This is a genomic window from Sphingobium jiangsuense, from assembly GCF_014196495.1.
Taxonomy (GTDB): Bacteria; Pseudomonadota; Alphaproteobacteria; order Sphingomonadales; family Sphingomonadaceae; genus Sphingobium; species Sphingobium jiangsuense.
Map to the genome: position 1 here is coordinate 36,970 of NZ_JACIDT010000009.1, position 21,839 is coordinate 58,808.

The 21,839-nt window shown below is 67.4% G+C and carries 17 protein-coding genes; 9 read left to right on the forward strand and 8 right to left on the reverse strand.

Annotated elements, in window-relative coordinates; translation table 11 throughout:
• Positions 1–55: 55 nt before the first annotated feature.
• Complete coding sequence (locus GGR43_RS13210; RefSeq protein WP_188072451.1) at positions 56–2,371, forward strand: TonB-dependent receptor; 2,316 nt, start codon at positions 56–58, stop codon at positions 2,369–2,371.
• A 75-nt stretch (positions 2,372–2,446) separates the two neighbouring features.
• On the opposite strand, the gene GGR43_RS13215 is transcribed toward GGR43_RS13210, so the two are convergent.
• Positions 2,447–3,082 carry a TetR/AcrR family transcriptional regulator gene (locus GGR43_RS13215; protein ID WP_188072452.1) on the reverse strand — a complete coding sequence of 212 codons (636 nt, stop codon included), beginning with the start codon at positions 3,080–3,082 and terminating at the stop codon, positions 2,447–2,449.
• 173 nt (positions 3,083–3,255) lie between these two features.
• Here GGR43_RS13215 and GGR43_RS13220 point away from each other — a divergent pair, with 173 nt between their 5' ends.
• The 4 genes from GGR43_RS13220 to GGR43_RS13235 are packed head-to-tail and all read left to right on the forward strand — an operon-like array spanning position 3,256 to position 8,472.
• Positions 3,256–5,418 (forward strand): TonB-dependent receptor, encoded by a 2,163-nt coding sequence (locus tag GGR43_RS13220; protein ID WP_246343732.1) that lies wholly within the window; start codon positions 3,256–3,258, stop codon positions 5,416–5,418.
• A 14-nt stretch (positions 5,419–5,432) separates the two neighbouring features.
• A complete protein-coding gene (locus GGR43_RS13225; protein WP_188072453.1) occupies positions 5,433–6,485 on the forward strand; it encodes a metallophosphoesterase family protein in 1,053 nt (350 codons plus the stop codon).
• Between the two features lie 33 nt (positions 6,486–6,518).
• The gene (locus tag GGR43_RS13230; RefSeq protein WP_188072454.1) at positions 6,519–7,295 is read left to right on the forward strand and encodes an SDR family NAD(P)-dependent oxidoreductase; all 777 of its coding nucleotides are present in this window, start codon (positions 6,519–6,521) and stop codon (positions 7,293–7,295) included.
• A 13-nt stretch (positions 7,296–7,308) separates the two neighbouring features.
• Positions 7,309–8,472, forward strand: a complete 1,164-nt coding sequence (locus tag GGR43_RS13235; RefSeq protein WP_188072455.1) for a tyrosine-protein phosphatase — start codon at positions 7,309–7,311, stop codon at positions 8,470–8,472.
• 82 nt (positions 8,473–8,554) lie between these two features.
• Here GGR43_RS13235 and GGR43_RS13240 read toward each other — a convergent pair whose 3' ends face one another.
• Complete coding sequence (locus GGR43_RS13240) at positions 8,555–9,646, reverse strand: DUF1214 domain-containing protein (RefSeq protein WP_188072456.1); 1,092 nt, start codon at positions 9,644–9,646, stop codon at positions 8,555–8,557.
• Positions 9,647–9,789: 143 nt separating this feature from the next.
• Between GGR43_RS13240 and GGR43_RS13245 the strand changes: the two genes are divergently transcribed.
• The gene (locus tag GGR43_RS13245; protein WP_188072457.1) at positions 9,790–11,934 is read left to right on the forward strand and encodes an oxidoreductase; all 2,145 of its coding nucleotides are present in this window, start codon (positions 9,790–9,792) and stop codon (positions 11,932–11,934) included.
• A 149-nt stretch (positions 11,935–12,083) separates the two neighbouring features.
• Positions 12,084–12,854 carry an SDR family NAD(P)-dependent oxidoreductase gene (locus GGR43_RS13250; RefSeq protein ID WP_188072458.1) on the forward strand — a complete coding sequence of 257 codons (771 nt, stop codon included), beginning with the start codon at positions 12,084–12,086 and terminating at the stop codon, positions 12,852–12,854.
• Between the two features lie 250 nt (positions 12,855–13,104).
• On the opposite strand, the gene GGR43_RS13255 is transcribed toward GGR43_RS13250, so the two are convergent.
• A complete protein-coding gene (locus tag GGR43_RS13255; RefSeq protein WP_188072460.1) occupies positions 13,105–14,592 on the reverse strand; it encodes a flavin-containing monooxygenase in 1,488 nt (495 codons plus the stop codon).
• 170 nt (positions 14,593–14,762) lie between these two features.
• Between GGR43_RS13255 and pgl the strand changes: the two genes are divergently transcribed.
• Positions 14,763–15,458 carry a 6-phosphogluconolactonase gene (gene pgl, locus GGR43_RS13260; protein ID WP_188072461.1) on the forward strand — a complete coding sequence of 232 codons (696 nt, stop codon included), beginning with the start codon at positions 14,763–14,765 and terminating at the stop codon, positions 15,456–15,458.
• Positions 15,459–15,468: 10 nt separating this feature from the next.
• Here the strand turns inward: pgl and GGR43_RS13265 are convergent, their stop codons facing one another.
• The 3 genes from GGR43_RS13265 to GGR43_RS13275 are packed head-to-tail and all read right to left on the reverse strand — an operon-like array spanning position 15,469 to position 18,647.
• Positions 15,469–16,314: an HpcH/HpaI aldolase/citrate lyase family protein gene (locus GGR43_RS13265; protein ID WP_188072462.1), complete on the reverse strand. Its 846-nt coding sequence runs from the start codon at positions 16,312–16,314 to the stop codon at positions 15,469–15,471.
• Positions 16,311–16,775 (reverse strand): MaoC family dehydratase, encoded by a 465-nt coding sequence (locus GGR43_RS13270; RefSeq protein WP_188072463.1) that lies wholly within the window; start codon positions 16,773–16,775, stop codon positions 16,311–16,313. Before GGR43_RS13270 ends, GGR43_RS13265 begins: the two co-directional genes overlap by 4 nt.
• A 36-nt stretch (positions 16,776–16,811) precedes the next feature.
• Positions 16,812–18,647, reverse strand: coding sequence for an acetyl/propionyl/methylcrotonyl-CoA carboxylase subunit alpha (locus tag GGR43_RS13275; RefSeq protein ID WP_188072464.1), 1,836 nt, complete (start codon positions 18,645–18,647; stop codon positions 16,812–16,814).
• A gap of 24 nt (positions 18,648–18,671) precedes the next feature.
• Here GGR43_RS13275 and GGR43_RS13280 point away from each other — a divergent pair, with 24 nt between their 5' ends.
• A complete protein-coding gene (locus GGR43_RS13280) occupies positions 18,672–19,037 on the forward strand; it encodes a GIY-YIG nuclease family protein (protein WP_246343733.1) in 366 nt (121 codons plus the stop codon).
• Between the two features lie 41 nt (positions 19,038–19,078).
• Here the strand turns inward: GGR43_RS13280 and GGR43_RS13285 are convergent, their stop codons facing one another.
• Together GGR43_RS13285 and GGR43_RS13290 are read right to left on the reverse strand one after the other, a co-directional pair.
• Positions 19,079–20,680 (reverse strand): carboxyl transferase domain-containing protein, encoded by a 1,602-nt coding sequence (locus GGR43_RS13285; protein ID WP_188072465.1) that lies wholly within the window; start codon positions 20,678–20,680, stop codon positions 19,079–19,081.
• Entirely contained in the window at positions 20,677–21,825 is a 1,149-nt protein-coding gene (locus GGR43_RS13290) for an acyl-CoA dehydrogenase family protein (protein WP_188072466.1), read from the reverse strand. Before GGR43_RS13290 ends, GGR43_RS13285 begins: the two co-directional genes overlap by 4 nt.
• Positions 21,826–21,839 lie beyond the last annotated feature (14 nt).

Below are 21,839 nucleotides of genomic sequence, written 5' to 3' on the forward strand. Positions count from 1 at the left end.
GGGCCGGCCGTCCGCCGATGGAAGACCAGAATAAGGAAAGGATCTGGGAGTGAGCATGAAACTACGCTATTTTCTGCTGGGCGGCGCCGCCCTCATCTTCGCCGCGCGGCCCGCGCTGGCGCAGACGGCCGATGCGGAGGAAGGCAGCCAGGGCATCGCCGATATCGTCGTGACGGCGCAGAAGCGCGCGGAAAACCTGCAATCCACGCCGATCGCCGTGACCGCGCTCAACGCGGAGATGATCCGCGACAAGGGGATTTCGTCGGCCGCCGACCTCACTGCCGTCGCGCCGAGCCTGTCGGTCACCACCTCGCCCGCCTCCTCCACCAACATGCAGCTGTTCATTCGCGGCATCGGCGATATCGACCCGATCCTGACCGCGGACAGCCCGGTCGGCCTCTATGTCGACGGCATCATCCTGGGCCGCGCGGCGGGCAGCGCGTTCGACATTCTCGATCTGGAGCGGATCGAAGTGCTGCGCGGGCCGCAGGGCACGCTCTACGGCCGCAACACCATCGGCGGCGCGGTCAACCTCATCACCGCCAAACCCGCCGAGGACTTCCACGCCACTCTGGACGGCTCGGCCGGGAACTACGGCTATTACAATCTCAAGGCCTCGGTCGATACCGGCAACATCGCCAATACCGGCCTGAAGGCGCGGATGACCTATCTGCACCGGCAGCGCAACGGCTATGTCGACGATGTGAACGCGCCCAGCCACCGCGACCCCGGCGCCTATGTGCTCGACGCCTTCCGGGGCGCGGTCAGCTTCGAAAGCGGCATCTTCAAGCTGGATTACGGCTTCGACCTGTCGCGGCGGGAAAGCTACGCCCCCGCCTTCCAGCTGACGGTCATCCGCCCCGATGTGCTGGAATATCTGCAGGCGTCCCCGGCGCTGGGCGGCAACGCGCCGGTCTATTCGCCCGAAAGGCTGGCTTCCATCGCCCTCAATCAAGGCAAGATGACCGACCGCGTGACCGGCCACACCGTCACGGCGGAGCTTGATCTGGGCGCGGCGACGCTGCGCTCGCTCACCGGTTTCCGGCGCTGGTCCAACCGCAACGCGCAGGACGATCTGGACGGCAATAGCGGCCTCGTCGGTTTCACCGTCAGCCCGGAAGTGCTGGCCCCGCCCTACACCTTCAACCCGCTGGGCGTGAACGAGCTCGACCTGTTCAGCACGCAGAACCGCCGTCGGCAGAACCAGTTCTCGCAGGAAGTCAACCTGCTCGGCAATATCGGCGACCGGTTCGAATATGTTCTGGGCGGCTATTATTTCAGGGAACATTCGAAGGAATATAATCCGCAGAATTTCCTGCTGATCCTGCCCTCGCCCGTGCCGATCCCGCTGACGCCCGACGTGACGGTGAACAGCTTCGGCGTGCAGCTTTCCTCGCTGACCGATTACGACCATTACAACAAATCGGCCGCCGCCTTCGCACAGGGCACGTTCGAGCTGACCGACACGCTGAGCGTGACCGGCGGCGTCCGCTACACCCACGACAAGAAGCATCTGGTCCAGCGCGCACCCTTCGTCCGCGACCTGCGGGCGAGCTATGAGAAGGTCAATTACGCGTTCAGCGTCGACTGGCAGGCCACGCCCTCGATGCTGCTCTATGCGCGCACCGCATCGGGTTACAAGGCGGGCGGCTTCAATGCCCGGTCGGTCAATTCCGGCTTCAACCCGGAATCGCTGACCTCCTATGAGGCGGGGATCAAGTCCGACTGGCTCGATCGCAGGCTGCGGGTCAACCTGACCGGTTTCTACGCCACCCATTCGGACCTGCAATTGCAACAGCTTCAGGCGGGCAGCGGCGGCGCGTCCAGCGTCACCGTCAACGCGGGCAAGGCGCGCTATTGGGGCATAGAGGCGGAACTGACGGCCAAGCCGGTCGAGCCGCTGACGCTCGGCGCCAATCTCGGCTACACCAACCGCAAGTACAAGCAGTTCCTGATCCTCGACCCCGTCACCGATCAATATGTGGACGTGAAGGACAGCGCCCGCTTCATGATCGGCGCGACGACGACGATCAGCGCCTATGCGCAGCTCGATATCGCGGATCTGGAGATCGGCCGCCTGTCGATCCGGGGCGATTACGACTATCGCACCAAGATCTACTATCATCCGACGACGGTGGGCACGCCCTATAACGACCAGATCGCCGGCGCGCCGAGGTCGCTGGTCAACGGCAGGATTTCCCTGACCGACATCGACCTCAACGGCGCGAAGGCGGAGCTGGCCCTGTGGGGCAAGAACATCTTCGACAAGAAATACCGCCTGTTCGGCATCGACTTCGGCAGTCTCGGCTTCGCCGGGAACACCTATGGCGAGCCGGCGACCTACGGCGTCGATTTCCGCATCAAGCTTTGAAGCAGCAGGCCGCGCCCACGCCGGGGCGCGGTCCATCCCTTTGCGGACGGGGCGCGCCTTGCGCGGCGGGGGCGGTCAGCGCGCTTCCTGCCCCACCGCCGCCCGCGCCAGAACGTGCATCATCGCGCGGAACCGCTCCAGCTCGTCGGGGTCGGCGGGGTCATAGGCGCGGGTCTGCCCCATCTGCCCGGCGTTGCAGACATAGAAGAGCGCGCCCGCCGCTATGCCGTTCAATATGTGCATCGCGGAAACGGGGCGGAACTGCCCGGTGGAAACGCCTTCGGCGACGACCGCCTCGATATCGCGCAGCGCGGTTTCGGAAAAGCGCACCGGATTGTCGCCGCGCGGCCCCAGATCGGCGACCAGCCGCTGGATGATCCGCGCCGCCGTCGGCCGCTGGACGAGGAAGTCGAGCCAGGCGTCGAGCAGCGCCAGCAGGCGTTCGAGCGGATCGCCCGCCCCGGCCATGCGCTCCAGCACGAACTGGTGCATGGCGGCGAAGATGTCGGCCTCCACCTGATCGTATAATTGCTGCTTGGCCGCGAAATAATAGACGATCGACGGGCGGCGTATGCCCACCAGTTGCGCCACGTCCTCCAGCCGCGCGGCCGCATAGCCGAGATCGGCGAAGATCCGCTCCGCCGCATCCAGAATAGCCTGACGGGTCGCGTCCCCGCGCGGCTGCCGCGACACCTGCCTGTTCCCGCTCAAAACCCCACGCTCCTTCCTCCGGCATCCCGGCCAGCCCCCCTTTTCCACCGGGGCCGCGAAAATGCAAATTCCCTGATTGCGTTTCTACCTACACGAAGGTAGATTATCTAACAAGAAGTAGAAAATATGGGACGCAGATTCGGCATTGAAAGCCGATTATAGGGGAGGAATGCATGATGAATCACATTTTTGCCTACGCAATTACTGGAATCCTGATGACCGGCACCGCGATGCCGGTTCTGGCCCAGACCGCCGCCAATGAAGGCATAGCGGACATCGTCGTCACCGCGCAGAAGCGGGCGGAGTCGCTTCAGGACACGCCGATCTCCATCGCCGCGTTCAGCGCGCAGGATCTGGAGACCAAGGGGATAAGCGGCCTCACCGACCTGCGCGCCAATGTGCCCGCGCTGCAACTGACGCCCTTTCCCAACAATGCGGCGACGACGCAGATCTTCATGCGCGGCGTCGGCCTGTCCGACGACCAGATCACCCAGGACGGCGGCGTCGCCGTCTATATGGACGGCGTCTATGTCGCGCGCAGCCAGGGGCTGGCGATGGAGGTCGCGGACCTGGAACGCATCGAGGTGCTGCGCGGGCCGCAGGGCACGCTCTACGGCCGCAACGCCACCGGCGGCGCGATCAACTTCATCACCCGCAAGCCCGACACCGGCGCCTTCGGCTTCAAGGGACAGGCGACGTTCGGCAATTACGCCAACCGCCGCTTCAAGGGCGCGGTGAACATCCCGCTGGGCGACACCTTCGCCGCGCGCCTCTCCTATGTGAACCAGCAGCAGCACGGCTTCATCCGCAACGCCGGAACGGGCGTCAGCCGCTGGGGCGACAAGGACCGGCAGGCGATGCGCGCTGATGTGCTGTGGCAGCCCTCGGCCGATTTCAGCCTGCGCTACAGCTATGACCGCACCGATATCGGCGATACGCCCGCCTATGTCGCGCTGTCGCCGCTCTTCCCCGGCAAGGCGGAGCGGCCCCGCGCGGGCAGCGCCTTCGTGCGCGACCTGCTGCGCAACGACATAGTGTCGCAGGGCCATGGCCTGATCGCGGAATGGAACGCGTCGGACGCGCTGACCGTCCGTTCCATCACCGGCTATCGCAAGCTCGACAATTTCCAGAACCAGGATTATCTCGCCGGCGCGAACGGTCCCGATCCGTTGCAAAAGAACAGCAGCCGGGCGAAGCAGGACCAGTGGAGCCAGGAGCTGCAACTGGTCGGCGACCTGCTGGACGGCGGGCTGAAATATGTCGCGGGCTTCTATTATTTCAAGGAAGACGGCAGCAACGTCAGCAACAGCTACAGCCCGCCGACGCTGACGCGCACCTTCAACACCGCGACGATCGGCAACCGGTCCTATGCGCTGTTCGGGCAGGCCACCTTCACGCCCGACTGGCTGGATCGACGCCTGCACCTGACCGTCGGCCTGCGGCAGAGCTGGGACAAGCGCGAGGCGACGCTGTCGCGGCAGACGCAGGTGAACGGCGGCCCGATCACCGACGTGCCGGGCGGCATCGGCGACGGCAGCCGCAAGTTCAAGGATTTCAGCCCCAGCTTCGTGCTCGCCTTCGACGCAGCGCCGGGCATCAACCTCTACGCCAAGGCGGTCAAGGGCTACAAGAGCGGCGGCTACAACATCCGCGCCAGTTCCATCCCCCGCTTCAACCAGGGCTTCGGCCCGGAAACGCTCTGGTCCTACGAGGCCGGGCTGAAGAGCCAGTGGCTCGACAACCGGCTGCGCTTCAACGCGGCGGCGTTCCTTTCCAAATATGACGACATCCAGGTGAATGTGCAGTCGGACCCGAACAACATCCGCATCACCGACGTGCTCAATGCGGGCAAGGCCACGGTGAAGGGCGTGGAGATGGACCTGACGCTGGCGCCGGTGCGCGAACTGCGCCTGACCGCCAATTACAGCTATCTGAAGCCGCGCTATGACGAGATACGCGACGTCAACGGCACCGATATTTCCGCCAATTACCGCTTCACCAACGCGCCCGCGCACACGCTGGCGCTCGACCTGACCTACGACCTGCCGCCCATGCCGGTCGGCACGCTGACCGCCAATATCAATTATACGGCGCAGAGCGACAAATATACCAACTCCACGGTCAGCAGCGGCCGCTATATCATCGCCGACTATGGCCTGCTCAACGCGCGGCTGACGCTGGCCGACATTCCGGGCGTGAAGGGCGTGCGGCTGTCGCTGTGGGGGCGCAACCTGACCGACAAGGAATATTATCTGATGCAGTTCAACATAGGCCGCCCCGGCGCCATCTTCGGCGAGCCGCGCACCTATGGCGTCGACCTAAACGTCGAATTCTGAAAGGGGAGCGTCCGATGAAAAGCGCATTCACCCTGTTCGCCGCCACCGCCGCCCTCGCCCTTTCGGGGGCGGCGGCCACGGCCGGGGATTACCGCCCCGGCGGCGGCACCGGGCCCGTCGCGCGTACGCAAGTCCCGTTCGACAAGGCCGGTTTCAACAAGGACAGGCGGCCCTTCCACTTCGTCGTCATCGGCGACCGCACCGGCCAGCACCGGCCCGGCGTGTTCGAACGGGCGCTGATGCAGGTGGACGGGCTGCGCCCCGATTTCGTCATCAACATCGGCGACCTGATCGAGGGCAACAGCGAGGACCGCGCCCGGCTCGACGCGGAATGGAAGGAAGTGACCACCGCGACGGAAAAGCTGAGCGTTCCCTTCTTCTACGTGCCCGGCAATCACGACCTGACCAATACCGTGCAACTGGAGGAGTGGCGCAAGCGGCTGGGCGCGGACTATTACAGATTCACCTATCGCGACGTGCTGTTCCTCGTGCTCAACACCGAGGACCCGCCGCAGCCGCTGATCGCGCGCAAGAAGCTGCTGGACGAATATGGCCCGCAGGCGATGGGCGCGGTGCTGCGGGCGTTGCAGGGCGACCCCGCCGCCGCCGAGGCGCTGTTCGCCCGCGATCCCCGGCTGGGCGAGCTGGCCGCGAAGCTGCGCGCGTCGGAACAGGTGGCGATCAGCGCCGATCAGGTGCGGATGGTGCGCGAGGCGCTGCGCCGCAACGCCCGCGCCCGCTGGACCTTCGTGTTGATGCACCGCCCCGCGTGGAAGGTGGACTCGCCCGCCTTCCGGGAGATCGAGGCGATGCTGAAGGGCCGCGACTATACGGTGCTCGCCGGCCATTTCCACAAATATGAATATCGCCAGCGCAACGGGCAGGACTATATCCAGCTCGGCGTGACCGGCGGCATGCCCGGCGGCGCGCCGGACGATCCGGCAGTGGTCGACCATGTGATGTGGGTCGCCATGCCCGATGGCCCGCCGCGCATCACCAACATCCGCCTCGACGGCTTCTTCCCCCGGCAGGGGCCGGCCTCCACGGCAGCGGCGGGCGACCGCTGAGCCCACTCTTCCGCTCGACAGAAAGGATTTCGCATGAGTTTGAACCCAGCCCTCGGCGCGCCCGCCTCGCCGGTCATCGTCACCGGCGGCGCATCGGGCATCGGCCTCGCCTCGGCGCGGGCGCTCGCCACCGTGGGCCGCCCCGTCGCCCTGTGGGACATTGACGCGGCGAAGGCGCAGGCCGGGGCCGAGGCCATCGCCGCCGAGCATGGCGTCGCCGCGATCGGCGTCGGCGCGGACCTGCGCGAGGTGGCGGCGATCGCCCCCGCGCTGGAGGCGACGCGCGCGGCGATCGGCGCGCCGGGCGGGCTGGTCCATGCGGCGGGCGTGGTCGACACCGCCTCGCTCGACGGGCTGACGGTCGAAAGCTGGGACGCGGGCATGGCGATCCACCTGCGTTCCTTCGCCTTCATCACCCAGGCGATTCACGCCGATCTGGCCGCGCAAAAGGGATCGGCGATCGTCGCCATCGCCTCGATCAACGCGACGCTGGGCAATGCGATGAACCCGATCTACACGGCGGCCAAGGGCGGCATGCTTTCGCTGGTGCGATCGCTGGCGGACCGGCTGGCGCGCGACGGCATCCGCATCAATTCGGTGTCGCCCGGCCAGATCCGCACACCGATGACCGCGCCCGCCATCGCCGCCCTGCCCGAAGGATTCTTCGAAAAGCGCATCCTGCTGGACCGCATCGGCGAGCCCGATGAGATCGGCCGTGTCGTACGCTTTCTTCTTTCCGACGAGGCGAGCTATATCACCGCCAGCGAGATCGTCGTCGACGGCGGCAATATCTCGTCGCAACGAGGCTGAGGAGAGAAACGCCATGCCGCATAGCCGCCCGCCCCTGCGCCGCCTGAGCCTCGCCGGCACCCTTGCGCTCGCCCTGCCGCTGCTGGGCGGTTGCGCGGCCACGCAAGCGCCGCTTCCTGCCGCGCTTTCGGTCGCCCGGCAACAGGCGGCCATTCCCTTCACCGCCGCCACGGCGAACCGGATCGCCGGGAGCGACGACTATCGGCTGGACTGGGCGGCAGACCATGCCGGGACGGTGCGCGTCTATGCCGGAACCAGCCCCGATGGCGTCACGACCGGCACGCCGGTGGCGCTGGGACCGGCCAGCGGCTCGGCCGTGGTGACAGGGCTGGAGCCCGGCAGGCGCTGGTATTTCACGCTGGTGCCGGACAATGGCGCGCCGCTGGTCATCGCCGACCGCGCGCTGCACCTGCCGACCGCGCCCAATCTGCGCGACATCGGCGGCTATCGCACCACGGACGGGCGCTGGGTGAAGATGGGGCTGATCTACCGCTCCGACCAGCTCGACCGGCTGAGCGACGCCGACCTTGCCGCGATGGGCGCGCTCGGCCTGTCGGCGGTGGCCGACCTGCGCACCGCGACGGAGCGCGCGCGAGGGGCCGACCGCCTGCCGCGGGGCGCGGCGCCGCTGGTGCTGGATGTGGTGGCGGACAGCGAAGGCTCGCTGGGCGGCGACATGCGCAAGGCGGACGCGGCGATCGCGGCCGGGAAGGGCGTGGAGATGCTGATCGAGGCGAACCGGGAATTCGTCTCGCTGCCCAGCGCGCGCTCCGCCTATGCCGCGCTGCTGCGCCGTCTCGAACAGGCGCCGCCGACCGCGACGCTTTATCATTGCACGGCGGGCAAGGACCGCACCGGCTGGGCCACCGCCGTCATCCTCACCCTGCTGGGCGTGCCGCGCGAGACGGTGATGGCCGACTATCTGCTGAGCAACGCCTATCTGCGCGCGAAGAACGAGGCGACGCAGGCGGCGCTGGCCAAGGCCGGAACGCCGATACCGCCCGCCTATCTGGAGCAGGTGCTGACCGTCCGCCCCGACTATCTGCAGAGCGCGTTCGACGAGGTGGAGCGCCGCCACGGCTCCTTCGACGCCTATCTGCGCGACGGGCTGGGGCTGACGGAGGCCGATATCGCGGCGCTGCGGCGCCTGTATCTTGCGGGGGAAGCGGTGGATTAGGGACTTGGCCTGCGGGGCTTGAAAAACACGGGGAGGCCCGAACGGGTGAGAGAGCTCCGCTTACCCACCCGATCCCCGAAAGTCACAGCTTCACCACCCGGCATCGCGGCACCGGATGCTCGTCCGCGTCGATCCAGCGCCAGAGCGCGGTGCCCTCGCGGTGGCCGGACAGGTCGATCCAGTTGCCATAGCCGGGGTCGCTGTCCGCGCAGACGACGATCACGCCGCCATCCGCCTTATAGCGCGCCTGCGCGCCGTTCACCCACACCTTGCGGTGGACATGGTCGAGCGATTCCATCCACCAGTTGTCGAGCTGGAAATTCCAGAAGCGGCAGCGCGGCGGCTTCGCCTCGATCACCAGCGCCTCGCCGGGGGCGAGCCTGTAATAGAGATGGCCGTACCAGATATTGGGGTCGCCGCCCGCGCGCCAGAAAATCTCCTGGTCGCCGTCATGGATGCGGTTGGGCTGGGTCATGAACCGTTCCGACCAGTCGGCGAAGGTGCTGGCGGTGCCGCGCACCCATTGGGCCGCACCCAGCAGTTGCGCCTCGATCCTCTCCGGCGTCAGCAGGCCGGGCAACGCAGGCCCCTCGCTGATCCGCTCGACCTGCACGCTCGCGGGCGTCTCCCGGCTCTTGTCGTTGAAGGTCTGGCGGATGATGAGCAAGGTCGTGTCGTCCGCCATCGGCAGCCAGTTGCCAGGCTTTTCGGTCTTGCTGGCGATGATCTCGAAGCTGCCGTCCGGCTCCATCGCCATGTCGGCGAATTCGATCTCCCCGGTCGAGGCCATGGTGCCGTCGATCGCATAGCGGTTCGCCTTCGACCCGATCGAGAAATAGGGCACGGTGCCGCGATGGCCGCGAATGCGATAGTCGCGGTCGCCGCGCACGACGATCTGCTGGTAGAGATTGTCGGGATTGTCCGCGCCGATCTTGATCGCGTCGTCGCACAGCAGGAACAGCCGGGGGAAGTCCGGGTCGCTCGAATCGACCAGCATGTTGAGCGCGGTGCGGGTGAGGCGCGAGAGATAGCGCAGCCCCTCCGCCTGATCGAGCGCGGTGCCGGGCGCTTGCGGGCGGGACAATATCTCCCCCGCATCGGCCAGCCGCGCGCAGAAATCGCGCCAGCTCCGCTCCAGCCTTATGTCGCCTTCGGGCCGCCTCTCTTCGCTCATTTCCGTCCTCCCGCGCGCCGCCATCGGTGTGCATATTACGCAATATGGCATTGTTATGCGATTTTTATCGTATATAAGCGTTATATTACAACAATAATGTTACGCACAATCAAAGAACGCCCTATCGAGGAACGAGAGGTCCCATGTCCGCCGCCCCCCTTGTCCGCCGGGACACCGGCCCGCACGCCGCCTCCTTGCTCACGCCCGGACGGATCGGCAGCCTGGCCCTGCCCAACCGCATCATCGTCACCGCGATGGGCGTCAGCCTGGCGGAGGAGGACGGCACCGTCGGCCGGCGGCTGATCGACTATCATGTCACGCAGGCGAAGGGCGGCGCGGGCCTCATCATCATGGGCGTCACCGGCGTCGCCTGGCCGGTGGGCGCGGTCCAGCCCAAGCAGTCGGCGATATCCGACGACCGCTTCCTGCCCGGCCTTGCGCGGCTGGTCGAGGAAGTGCACGCGGCGGGCGGGCGCATCGCCGCGCAGTTGCACCATGGCGGCCTCGTCGCGACCTACAGCGCGCAGCACGGCCATCCTCTCTGGGCGCCCTGCTACCCCCCGCCCTTTGCGGGCGACTTCCCCGATTATTTCCTGCCGGAGGAAATGGCGGCGTTCGCGGGCGCGATGCCGACGATCAGGCTGCTGGACGAAGCCGACATCGCCCTTGTCGTGCGCCAGTTCGCCGACGCCGCGCGGCGGGCGCAACAAGCCGGATTCGACGGGGTGGAGATCCATGCCGGACACGGCTATCTCCTCTCCTCCTTCCTCTCCCCCGCCACCAACAGCCGCGCGGACGGCTATGGCGGCGACCTTGCGGGCCGGGCGCGGCTGCTGCTGGAGGCGGTGCGCGCGGCGCGCGCGGCAGTCGGCGCGGATTTCCCCCTCTGGGTGAAGATCGACGCGCGCGAGATCGGCCGCACCGGCGGCATCACCCTCGACCTCGCCATCCAGCTCGCCCGGCTGCTGGAGGCCGAGGGCGTCGATGCGATCACGGTGTCGGCCTATCACGATGTCGGCCAGGGCAAGCTGCATTCCGCCTCCAACATCCCGCATGAGCCGGGCGCGCATCTCGACCACGCCGCCGCCATCCGCAAGGCGCTGTCCATCCCGGTCATCGCATCGGGCCGGGTGGAGATAGAGCGCGGCGAGCAGGGGCTGGCGAAGGGCCAGTTCGATTTCCTCGCCATGGGCCGCAAGCTGCTGGCCGATCCCGACCTGCCGCTGAAGCTGAAGCAGGGCCGGGCCGAGGATATCCGCCCCTGCATCTATTGCTACACCTGCGTCAGCACCGCCTATCTGCGCGAGCAGGTGCGCTGCGCGGTGCGCCCGGAAACCGGCTATGAGGATCGCGACTGGACGCCCGCGAAGGTGCCCGGCCATGTCGTCATCGTCGGCGGCGGCCCGGCGGGGATGGAGGCGGCGCGCAGGCTCGATCTGGCGGGCGCGCGGGTGACGCTGATCGAGCGGTCGGACCGGCTCGGCGGCACGCTGCGCTTCGCGGGCCTCGCCTATGAGCCCAATGAGCGGCTGCTCGACTGGCTGCGCCGCCGGATCGCCCGGTCGAAGGTCGATGTGCGCCTGCGCACCGACGCCACGGCGGAGACGATCGCCGCGCTGAAGCCCGACAGGGTGATCGTCGCGACCGGCGCGGTGCGCGACATGCCGCCCATCCCCGGCCATGAGCAGGATCATGTCCTTTCCGGCGACGATCTGCGCGCGATGATGCTGGGCGAGGACGCGCCGGAGCTGCGCCGCAAGACCAGCTGGCCGACCCGGCTCGCCACCCGGCTGGGCGCGGCGACGGGGGCGACCGCCAATCTGGAACTGGTGCGCAGGGCGACGCGGTTGTGGATGCCGCTCGGCAAGCGCATCGTCATCCTCGGCGGCGAGTTGGTCGGCGTGGAGCTGGCCGAATATCTCGCCGAGCGCGGGCGAGAGGTCGCGATCGTCGGCGAGGCGCCGAAATTCGGCGGCGGGCTGCTGCTGGTGCGCCGCATGCGCCTGCTCGCCGAGCTGCGCGAGCATGGCGTCGCGATGTTCCCCGGCGCCAGCGCGATCCGCATCGGCAAGGAGGCGGTGACCTTCACCGATGCGGACGGCACGGCGCGCAGCCTGCCTGCCGACAGCGTGATCGTCGCGATGGGCGCGCATGGCGATTCCACGCTCGCCGACGCGCTGCGCGCCGCGGGCCATGACGTGACGGAAATCGGCGATGGCACCGGCGTCGGCTATATCGAGGGGGCGATGCGCGGCGCGGCCGAGGCGGTCGCCGCCATGGGCCGCTAGAGTGATTTCGAAGCAGGTGGAATCACCTGCTGACTCGGACCCGTCAGAGCGACGAAGTCAAATCACGGAAAACAAGGATTATCCGGACTCTGTCCGGTTCAATCTGAACCGGACAGAGTCTAACGGATCATGAAGATGGGAGGAAAGGCATGAACGAGGATTTCCCGGCCGGCGCGGCGATCGTCTTCGGCGGCAGCGGCGGCATCGGCAAGGGCGTCGCGCTCGAATTCGCGAAGGCGGGCACCGATGTCGCCCTCTGCTATCGCAGCAAGGAGGATGTCGCGCAGGCCACCGCCGAGGCGATCCGGGCCGAAGGCGTGCGGGCGAGCATCCACCGCATCGACGTGCGCGAGCGCGCGGCGATGGACGCGCTGGCCGCCGCGGCGGCCGCCGAGCATGGCCGCATCCACAGCGTCATCTGGGCGGCGGGCCCGCTGGTGCCGCAAATCCCGATCGCCGACTGGACCGACGACCAGTTCCGCCAGGCGGTGGAGGTGGAAGCCTTCGGTTTCCGCAACGCCGCCAGCGCCTTCATCCCCCATATGCGGATAAAGGGCGGCGGCTCCTTCGTTCATCTGGGGTCCGCCGGGCATGACTGGTGGCCGAAGATGGACGGGCTGTCGGTCGCGCCCAAGGCGATCAACGAAGCGCTGATCAAGGGCATCGCCAAGGAGGAAGGGAGCCGCGAGATCCGCGCCAATTCGGTGCTGATCGGCGTGATCGACGCAGGGATGTTCCACGAATTGTCGGCGCAGGGCGTGTTCGACGCCAAATGGGTGGAGGAAACGCAGAAGCTGCTCTGCCTCAAGCGCTGGGGCGCAGCGGAGGATATCGGCCGCGCGGCGGTGTTCTTCGCCTCCCGCCGCGCCAATTATGTGACGGGGCAGACCATTTCGGTGTCCGGCGGGTTCGGGGTGTAAAGGGAGCCGAAAGGCCGATATAATGACGGTTTCGGGTGGCGAGCAGCCTCTCCGCCCTTGTCGTCACCCCAGCGCAGGTTGGGGTCGCAGGCCATGCCGCGCGCCGCCTCGTGAGATGCCAGCCTTCGCTGGCATGACGGGATAGGAATGGCAAGGATTAGCCGCAAGCCGCATCTGGCAACAGCCTGTTGCAGGATGCGGATCGAGGAGACGGCGCTGGAAAACCGTGCGCCGTCCCTTTTTGTCAGCGCTATTCCGCCAGCGCTTCCCGCCGCGCGATCCGGTAATCGGCCATCACCGGCTTGGCCATCGCGTCGGCGAAGGCTTCGTAGCTCCACGGCCAGCTGGCCGGAACGCCGGTCGCGTCCAGATACCAGCTCTGGCAGCCGGAGCCGAAGATGGTCGTCTTGGCCGCGGCGATGCGGCGTTCCTCATAATCGGCATGGGCCTGCGCGCTGGGCTCGATCGTCCGCGCCTCGCCCGTGCGCAGCGGCTCCAGCAACTGCTCGATATAGCCCCATTGCCGCTCGGCGATGTCGATCAGCGAGAAATTGCCGACCGGGCCGGTCGGGCCGTTCAGCATGAAGAAATTGGGGAAGTCCGGGATGCCGATCGCATAATAGGCGGTCGGGCGCTGCGCCCACACATCGTCGAGCGACACGCCGCCCCGGCCCAGCACCTGCGTCGGCCGGATGAAGCGGTCCGCGTGGAAGCCGGTCGCGAAGACGATCGTGTCCAGCTCGATCAGCCGCCCGTCCTTCAGCCGCACGCCCTCCGGCTCGATCCGCGCGATGCCCTCGCGCTCCACCGACACATTGAGGTGCTGGACCGCGTCATAATAGCTCCATGAATAGATCAGCCGCTTGCACGCGGCGCGATAATCCGGGCGCAGCTTTTCGCGCAATTCGGGATCGCGCACGCTGTTTTCCAGATTGTCGAGGCACAGCTGCTCGATGATCGCGATTTCCGGCCCGTTCACGTCGGTGATCGCGCGGGTGAAGCGGAAGATATTCTCCCAATATTCCTTGTCGTAGCGGATCGCGTCGATCAGCGCCGGGTCGTTGCGGAACGCCTCGCGTTCCTCCTCGCTATATTCGAAATAGGGCACCGGCATGATCCATTGCGGCGAGCGCTGGAAATGCACCAGATGCGCCGCGCGGTCCTTCAGCGCGGTGATGATCTGCACGCCGGTCGAGCCGTTGCCGATCACGCCCACGCGCGCGCCGTCGAGCGGGGCGTCGTCGTCCCAGCGGGCGCTGTGGAACGCCTTGCCCGCGAAGCTTTCCCTCCCCTCGATATCGGGCAGGCGCGGGTGATGCAGCACGCCCGACGCGGCGATGACGATCTCCGCCTCCACCGTTTCCCCGGTCGACAGGCCGAGGCGCCAGAGCGACCTTTCCTCGTCCCACACGGTCGAGACGACCTCGCAGCCGAAGCGGATGTGCGGCAGCACGCCGTATTTCTCCGCGACCTGCTCGAAATAGCTCTTTATCTCGCCGCCGGTCGCATAATAGGCGTGCCATTCGGCATAGGGCGCGAAGCTGTAGGTATAGGCATGGGCGGGCACGTCGCAGGTGAGGCCGGGATAGCGGTTTTCCCGCCATGTCCCGCCCAGCTGGTCGGCCTTTTCGAAGATGGTATAGTCTTCTCCCTGCTGGCCGAGGCGCACGCCGGCGAGAATGCCGGCCATGCCCGCGCCGATGACGGCATAGCGAAGGCGGGGACGCGTATGATCCATGGGGGCTGCTCTCCTGAAATATGATGTCATCCGTTACATGGCGGGGCGGACGCAGGCGTGCATCGTTCAAATGGACTAGGAATGGATGAGGGGATGTCCCCGCACCGCCATCCGGGCTATCAGGGGCGCTTCGCCCCGGTGCCGCCGGGGTACGCAGCAAGAGACACGACATGCCTGACATTCAGGAACATCGCTTCCCCGACGCCCCTGCCGCCGCGACAGCGCTCGCCGCCTCGATCGCCGACCGGCTCGCCGCCGCGATCGGGCAGCGCGGCACAGCCACGCTCGTCCTGTCCGGCGGCCGCTCGCCCGCCGCCGTGTTCGAGGCGCTGCGGGAAAGGGCGCTGCCGTGGGACAAGGTGATCGTCGCGCAGGTCGATGAGCGCTGGGTTCCGGCCGACCATGCCGACAGCAACAACCGGCTGATCCGCGAGCATCTGTTGCAGGGACCGGCAAGCGCGGCGCGCTTCGTGCCGATGAAGAACGATGCGGCCACCGCGCGCGAGGGCCAGCCCGCCTGCGAGGCGGCGATGCGCGCGCTGCCCCTGCCCTTCGACGCGGTGCTGCTGGGCATGGGGGAGGACGGCCACACCGCCTCGCTCTTCCCCGAAGCGCGGGAGTTGCAGGAGGGGCTGACCACGCAGGCGCTGACGCTCGCGGTCACGCCGCCCGCGGCGCCGCATGAGCGCATGTCGCTCAGCGTCGCGGGCCTACTGCACAGCCGGGCGCTGATCCTCCAGATCGGCGGCGCGGCGAAGGAGGCGGTCTATCGCGAGGCGCTGGGCACGGGGCCGGTCGAGGCCATGCCGATCCGCGCCGTGCTGCGGCAGGACAAGGTGCCGGTCGAGGTGTGGATCAGCGAATGAAGGCGGCGGGTCATTCCCGCCCGTCCCCCATCGCGATGATGCGCTGCGCCTGCACCAGATGCGGGCGGTCGATCATCTTGCCGTCGAGCTTCAGCGCGCCGACGCCCGGATGGGCGGCGAAAGCGTCGATTACGGCGCGGGCGTGGGCCACCTCGGCCTGCGTGGGGGTGAAGCCCCGGTTGATGACCGCCACCTGCGCGGGGTGAATCGCCATCATGCCGGTGAAGCCGTCGCGGCGCGCGCGGGCGACATAGGCGGCGAGCGCCTGCGCATCGTCGATGCGCGGGAACACCGTCTCGATCGCCGCCACCCCCGCCGCATGGGCGGCGAAGAGGGTGAGGCTGCGCACCATCTCATAGGGCGGCGTGTAGCGGCCGTCCTCCTCGCGCGAGGTGGCGGCGCCGATGGCGGCGGGCAGATCCTCCGCGCCCCAGGTGAGGCCAGCGAGATGCGGGCCGACCGCGCCATAGCTGCCGAGCTGGAAGATGGCGGCCGGGGTCTCGGTCGCAATAGGCAGGATCGCCGGAACGGGCGCAGCGCCGAGCCTGCCGATCAGCGCTTCGACGCTCGCCGCGCCTTCCGCCTTGGGCAGGACGAGGCCGTCCGGTCGGCCCGGCAGCACGGCGGCGAGGTCGGCGTCGGTCAGCCCGCTGTCGAGAGGATTGACGCGCACGAAGGTGGCGACAGGGCGCTCCCCCGCCAGCCATTGGGCGATGGCCGCGCGGCCCGCATCCTTCCTTTCCGGCGCGACGCCATCCTCCAGGTCGAGGATCAGCGCATCGGCGCCGCTCGCCGCCGCCTTGGCGAAGCGCTCCGGCCGGTCGGCGGGGACGAAGAGGAGCGAGCGCAGCTTCATGCCCCGGCTTCCTGACCGCTGCCCTTGATCAGCGCCATGCGCAGGCACTGGCAGACCACCTCGTCGCGCTGGTTGAGAAGACGGTGCGTGAAGGTGACGATGCCCGCGCCGGGGCGCGACGTGCTGGGCTTCAGCTCCGTCACCTCGGTTTCGGCGCGCAGCGTGTCGCCGATGAACACCGGCTTGGGCATCACCAGTCTGTCGTAGCCGAGATTGGCGACCAGCGTGCCCAGCGTCGTGTCGCCCACCGACAGGCCGACCATCAGCGCGAAGGTGAAGGTGCCGTTGACGAGGATCTGCCCGAACTCGCTCGCCCTCGCCGCCTCGGCATCGATGTGCAGCGGCTGCGGATTGTGGGTCATCGTCGAGAAGAGGAGATTGTCGGTCTCCGTCACCGTCCGGCGGATTTCATGGACCAGCCTTTCGCCGACCGTCCATTGATCGAAATATTTCCCGGCCAATCCAACCTCCCCTTTTTATGCCGCGCGCCAGCAGTTCTATTCCGCTTTCTCGATCTTCACCAGCAGCGCGCCCTCGCTCACCTGCGCGCCTTCGCTGGCGTTGAGCTCCGCGATGGTGCCGTCGAACGGCGCGACGAGGCTGTGCTCCATCTTCATCGCTTCGAGCGTCAGCAGCTTCTGCCCCTTGATCACCTTCTCTCCCGCCGCAACGGCGACGGCGATGATGCGGCCGGGCATCGGCGAAAGGATCGCGCCATCGGAGGCATCCGCCCCGCCCGCGCCCCCGGCGCGCCACCGGGTCAGGCGCCAGACCTGCCCGCCCTCGGCGACCAGCACCTCCTCCGCGCCTTCGCCGCCTTCGCGCGGATCATAGGCGATCGTCACCTCTTCGCCATCGAGCAGGAAGCTGCCCGTCATCCGCACCGGCGCGTTGAGGCGGAATCCGGCAAGGCCGCCACCCCGCGACAGCGCGGCGGCGGCATCGGCCAGCGCCTCCTCGCCGGGCCGCGCGGGCGGCATCAGCGCATCGCCCTCGCGCCCGATCAGCCCGGTATCGAGCCGCGCGGCGACGAAATCGGGATGCTCCAGCGCCTTCACCAGAAAGCCCGCATTGGTCTTGAGCGGCCAGATCGCGCTATCGTCCAGCGCCCCGGCCAGCGCGGAGCGCGCGGCGTCGCGGGTCGGGCCATGGGCGATGAGCTTGGCGATCATCGGATCGTAGAAGGGCGAGATTTCCGCGCCCTGCTGCACGCCGGTGTCGATGCGGCAGCCCCCTCCCGGCTCGAACGTGTCGAGCGTGCCGATCGAGGGCAGGAAGCCGCGCGCCGGGTCCTCCGCATAAAGCCGCGCTTCCATCGCCCAGCCGGTGATCGACAGCTCCTCCTGCCGTTTCGGCAGCGGCTCCCCGCTGGCGACGCGCAGCTGCCACTCGACCAGATCCTGCCCGGTGATCTCCTCGGTCACCGGATGCTCGACCTGCAACCGGGTGTTCATCTCCATGAACCAGATGCGGTCCGCGCGCAGCCCTTCCGAGCCGTCGGCGATGAACTCGATCGTCCCCGCGCCGACATAATCGACCGCCTTCGCCGCATCGACCGCCGCCCGGCAGACCGCCGCGCGCGTCCGCGCATCCATGCCGGGCGCGGGCGCCTCCTCGATCACCTTCTGGTGCCGCCGCTGGAGCGAGCAGTCGCGCTCGAACAGATGGACGACATTGCCGTGCCGGTCGCCGAATATCTGCACCTCGATATGGCGGGGCGAGAGGATATATTTCTCGATCAGCACATGCGCGTTGCCGAAGCTCGCGCTCGCCTCGCGCTGGCAGGAAGCGAGCGCATCGGCGAAGTCCCCGGCCTTCTCGACCAGCCGCATGCCCTTGCCACCGCCGCCCGCGACCGCCTTGATGAGGACGGGATAACCGATCTTCGCCGCTTCCTGAGCGAGGAAGGCAGGGTCTTGATTCTCGCCCATATAGCCGGGCGTTACCGGCACGCCCGCGTCGGACATCAACTGCTTGGCCGCGTCCTTCAGGCCCATGGCGGTGATGCTCGCCGGGTCCGGCCCGACCCAGACCAGCCCGGCGTCGATCACCCCTCTCGCAAACTCGGCATTTTCGGAGAGGAAGCCATAGCCGGGGTGGATCGCCTCCGCGCCGGTCGCCTTCGCGGCGGCGATGATCTTTTCCCCGACCAGATAGGAGTCGCGCGCGGGCGACGGCCCGATATGCACCGCCTCGTCGGCCGAGCGGACGTGCAGCGCATCGGCGTCGGCATCCGAATAGACCGCGACCGTGCGGATGCCCAGCCGCCGCGCGGTGCGGATGATCCGGCAGGCGATCTCGCCGCGATTGGCGATGAGCAGGGATTGGATCATATGCTATTCCTCCCCCGATCCGTCATGCTGAACTTGTTTCAGCATCCATTTGGCGGCACGCTCGGCGCCGACATGGAAAAGCAGCCCTGCGTCTATATCCTCAGCAGCAAGCCTTATGGGACGCTCTATATCGGTGTGACGTCCGACCTGATTTCCCGCCTGCATCAGCATCGGAGCAACGGCCTTCGCGGCTTCACCGCGCGCCATGCGGTGCATCTTCTGGTCCGGTTCGAGATGTTCGGCGACATGGAACGGGCGATCCTGCGGGAAAAGCAGCTGAAGCGCTGGCATCGTCAGTGGAAGATCAACCTGATCGAGAGCGACAACCCGCATTGGGCGGACCTCGCGCCCTCGCTGGGGCTTCATCCCCTGCGGCCCGATGGATGCTGAAACAAGTTCAGCATGACGATAAGGGATAGCCATCTCGCCCCTCACATCCTGAACACACCGAACTGCGCCCGTTCCGGCACCGGCGCGTTCAGCGTCGCGGCGAAGGCGAGCCCCAGCACGTCGCGGGTCTGCGCCGGGTCGATGATGCCGTCGTCCCAGAGACGCGCGGTCGCATGATAGGGGTTGCCCTCATCCTCATATTTCCTGCGGATCGGCGCCTTGAACGCCTCGGCCTGCTCCGCCGTCCACGTCGCCGCGTCGCGGTGGACGGTCGCCAGCACCGATGCGGCCTGTTCGCCGCCCATCACGCTGATGCGCGCATTGGGCCAGGTGAACAGGAAGCGCGGGCCATAGGCCCGGCCGCACATGCCGTAATTGCCCGCGCCGAAGCTGCCGCCGATCAGCACGGTGATCTTCGGCACCTGCGCGGTCGCCACCGCCGTCACCAGCTTCGCGCCATGCTTGGCGATGCCCTCCGCCTCATATTTGCCGCCGACCATGAAGCCGGAGATATTCTGGAGGAACAGCAACGGAATGCGCCGCTGGCAGGCCAGTTCGATGAAATGCGCGCCCTTGACCGCGCTTTCGCTGAACAGCACGCCATTATTCGCCAGGATCGCCACCGGCATGCCCCAGATATGCGCGAAGCCGCACACCAAAGTCGTGCCGTAGAGCGCCTTGAACTCGTGGAATTCGCTGCCGTCGACGATGCGCGCGATCACCTCGCGCACGTCATAGGGCGCGCGCACATCGTCGGGGATGATGCCGTACAGTTCGGCGGGGTCGAACTTCGGCGGCCGCGCCTCGCGCAGATCGACGTCCGGCGCGCGATCCGGTTGCAGCGTCGAGACGATATCGCGCACGATGCTGAGCGCATGGTCGTCATCTTCCGCGACATGATCGACCACGCCGGATTTGCGCCCGTGGAGGTCGCCGCCGCCCAGATCCTCGGCGCTGATGACCTCGCCGGTCGCCGCCTGCACCAGCGGGGGACCGGCGAGGAAGATCGTGCCCTGATTGCGGACGATCACCGTTTCGTCCGACATGGCGGGCACATAGGCGCCGCCCGCGGTGCAGCTGCCCATCACGCAGGCGATCTGGGGGATGCCGCGCGCCGACAGGTTCGCCTGATTGTAGAAGATGCGGCCGAAATGCTCCTTGTCCGGGAACACTTCCGCCTGATTGGGCAGGTTGGCGCCGCCGCTGTCGACCAGATAGATACAGGGCAGCCGGTTCTCCAGCGCGATTTCCTGCGCGCGCAGATGCTTCTTGACGCTGACCGGATAATAGGTGCCGCCCTTCACCGTCGCGTCGTTGCAGGCGATCATCACCTGCCGCCCCGACACCCGCCCGATCCCGGCGATGATGCCCGCGCCCGGCACCTCGTCATGATAAAGGCCGCCCGCCGCAAGCTGGCCGATCTCCAGAAAGGGCGAGCCGGGATCGAGCAGCCGCTCCACCCGGTCGCGGGGCAGCCGCTTGCCGCGCGCGACATGCCTCTCCCGCGCGCGTTCCGGGCCGCCTCGCGCGGCGGCGGCGACCTTCTCGCGCAGCTCCTGCGCCAGCGCGCGGTTATGCGCGGCGTTGGCGCGAAAGCCCTCGCTGTCGGGCAAGAGCTTCGTGTCGAGAACGGGCGCGCTCATGCCCCGATCAGTTCCCGGCCGATCAGCATGCGGCGTATCTCGTTGGTGCCCGCGCCGATATCCAGCAGCTTGGCGTCGCGCATGTAACGCTCGACCGGCCAGTCCTTGGTATAGCCCGCCCCGCCCAGCGCCTGCACCGCCTCCAGCGCGGTCTTCATCGCATTCTCGCTGGCGAGCAGGATCGCGCCCGCCGCGTCGAAGCGCGTCGTCCGGCCCGCATCACAGGCCCGCGCCACCGCATAGACATAGGCCCGCGCGCTGTTCAATGCGACATACATGTCCGCGATCTTCGCCTGCATCAGCTGGAACGCGCCGATCGGCTTGCCGAACTGCCTGCGCTCCCGCACATAGGGCAGCACCACGTCGAGGCACGCCTGCATGATGCCGAGCTGGATGCCCGCCAGCACGGTGCGCTCATAATCGAGGCCCGACATCAGCACGCCGACGCCGCCGTTCAGCGGGCCCATGATATTCTCCTCCGGCACCTCGCACTCCTCGAACACCAGTTCGGCCGTGGGGGAACCGCGCATGCCGACCTTCGCGATCTTCTGCCCGATCGAAAAGCCCTTCATGCCCTTTTCGATCAGGAAGGTGGTGATGCCCTTCGCCCCTTCCCCCGTCTTCGCATAGACGACCAGCGTGTCGGCATAAGGCGCATTGGTGATCCAATATTTCGTGCCGTTGAGGATATAGCGGTCGCCCTTCTTCTCCGCCTTCAGCTTCATCGACACCACGTCCGATCCGGCGCCCGCCTCCGACATCGCGAGGCTGCCGACATGCTCGCCGGATATGAGCCTGGGCAGATAGCGCGCCTTCTGCTCCTCGCTGCCCCAGCGGCGGATCTGGTTGACGCAGAGATTGGAGTGCGCGCCATAGGAAAGACCTATGGAGGCAGACGCCCGCGCCACCTCCTCCTGCGCCACCACATGCTCCAGATAGCCGAGGCCGAGGCCGCCATAGCCCTCCTCCACGGTGATGCCGTGCAGGCCGAGCGCGCCCATGGCCGGCCACAGCTCCTCGCGCGGGAACCAGTCCTTCTCGTCGATCTCCGCGGCCAGCGGCGCGATCCTGTCCTGCGAAAAGCGGGCCGCGCTCTCCCGGATCATGTCGGCATTGTCGCCCAGCGCGAAATCGAAATCGGTCATGGGACTTCCTCTCC

What these genes read in the sequence shown, in the direction of transcription:
- GGR43_RS13210 (WP_188072451.1), top strand. Translation starts at nt 56, where the DNA reads ATGAAACTACGCTATTTTCTGCTGGGCGGCGCCGCCCTCATCTTCGCC.
- GGR43_RS13220 (WP_246343732.1), top strand. Translation starts at nt 3,256, where the DNA reads ATGATGAATCACATTTTTGCCTACGCAATTACTGGAATCCTGATGACC.
- GGR43_RS13225 (WP_188072453.1), top strand. Translation starts at nt 5,433, where the DNA reads ATGAAAAGCGCATTCACCCTGTTCGCCGCCACCGCCGCCCTCGCCCTT.
- GGR43_RS13230 (WP_188072454.1), top strand. Translation starts at nt 6,519, where the DNA reads ATGAGTTTGAACCCAGCCCTCGGCGCGCCCGCCTCGCCGGTCATCGTC.
- GGR43_RS13235 (WP_188072455.1), top strand. Translation starts at nt 7,309, where the DNA reads ATGCCGCATAGCCGCCCGCCCCTGCGCCGCCTGAGCCTCGCCGGCACC.
- GGR43_RS13240 (WP_188072456.1), bottom strand. Translation starts at nt 9,646, where the DNA reads ATGAGCGAAGAGAGGCGGCCCGAAGGCGACATAAGGCTGGAGCGGAGC.
- GGR43_RS13245 (WP_188072457.1), top strand. Translation starts at nt 9,790, where the DNA reads ATGTCCGCCGCCCCCCTTGTCCGCCGGGACACCGGCCCGCACGCCGCC.
- GGR43_RS13250 (WP_188072458.1), top strand. Translation starts at nt 12,084, where the DNA reads ATGAACGAGGATTTCCCGGCCGGCGCGGCGATCGTCTTCGGCGGCAGC.
- GGR43_RS13255 (WP_188072460.1), bottom strand. Translation starts at nt 14,592, where the DNA reads ATGGATCATACGCGTCCCCGCCTTCGCTATGCCGTCATCGGCGCGGGC.
- pgl (WP_188072461.1), top strand. Translation starts at nt 14,763, where the DNA reads ATGCCTGACATTCAGGAACATCGCTTCCCCGACGCCCCTGCCGCCGCG.
- GGR43_RS13265 (WP_188072462.1), bottom strand. Translation starts at nt 16,314, where the DNA reads ATGAAGCTGCGCTCGCTCCTCTTCGTCCCCGCCGACCGGCCGGAGCGC.
- GGR43_RS13275 (WP_188072464.1), bottom strand. Translation starts at nt 18,647, where the DNA reads ATGATCCAATCCCTGCTCATCGCCAATCGCGGCGAGATCGCCTGCCGG.
- GGR43_RS13280 (WP_246343733.1), top strand. Translation starts at nt 18,672, where the DNA reads ATGCTGAACTTGTTTCAGCATCCATTTGGCGGCACGCTCGGCGCCGAC.
- GGR43_RS13285 (WP_188072465.1), bottom strand. Translation starts at nt 20,680, where the DNA reads ATGAGCGCGCCCGTTCTCGACACGAAGCTCTTGCCCGACAGCGAGGGC.
- GGR43_RS13290 (WP_188072466.1), bottom strand. Translation starts at nt 21,825, where the DNA reads ATGACCGATTTCGATTTCGCGCTGGGCGACAATGCCGACATGATCCGG.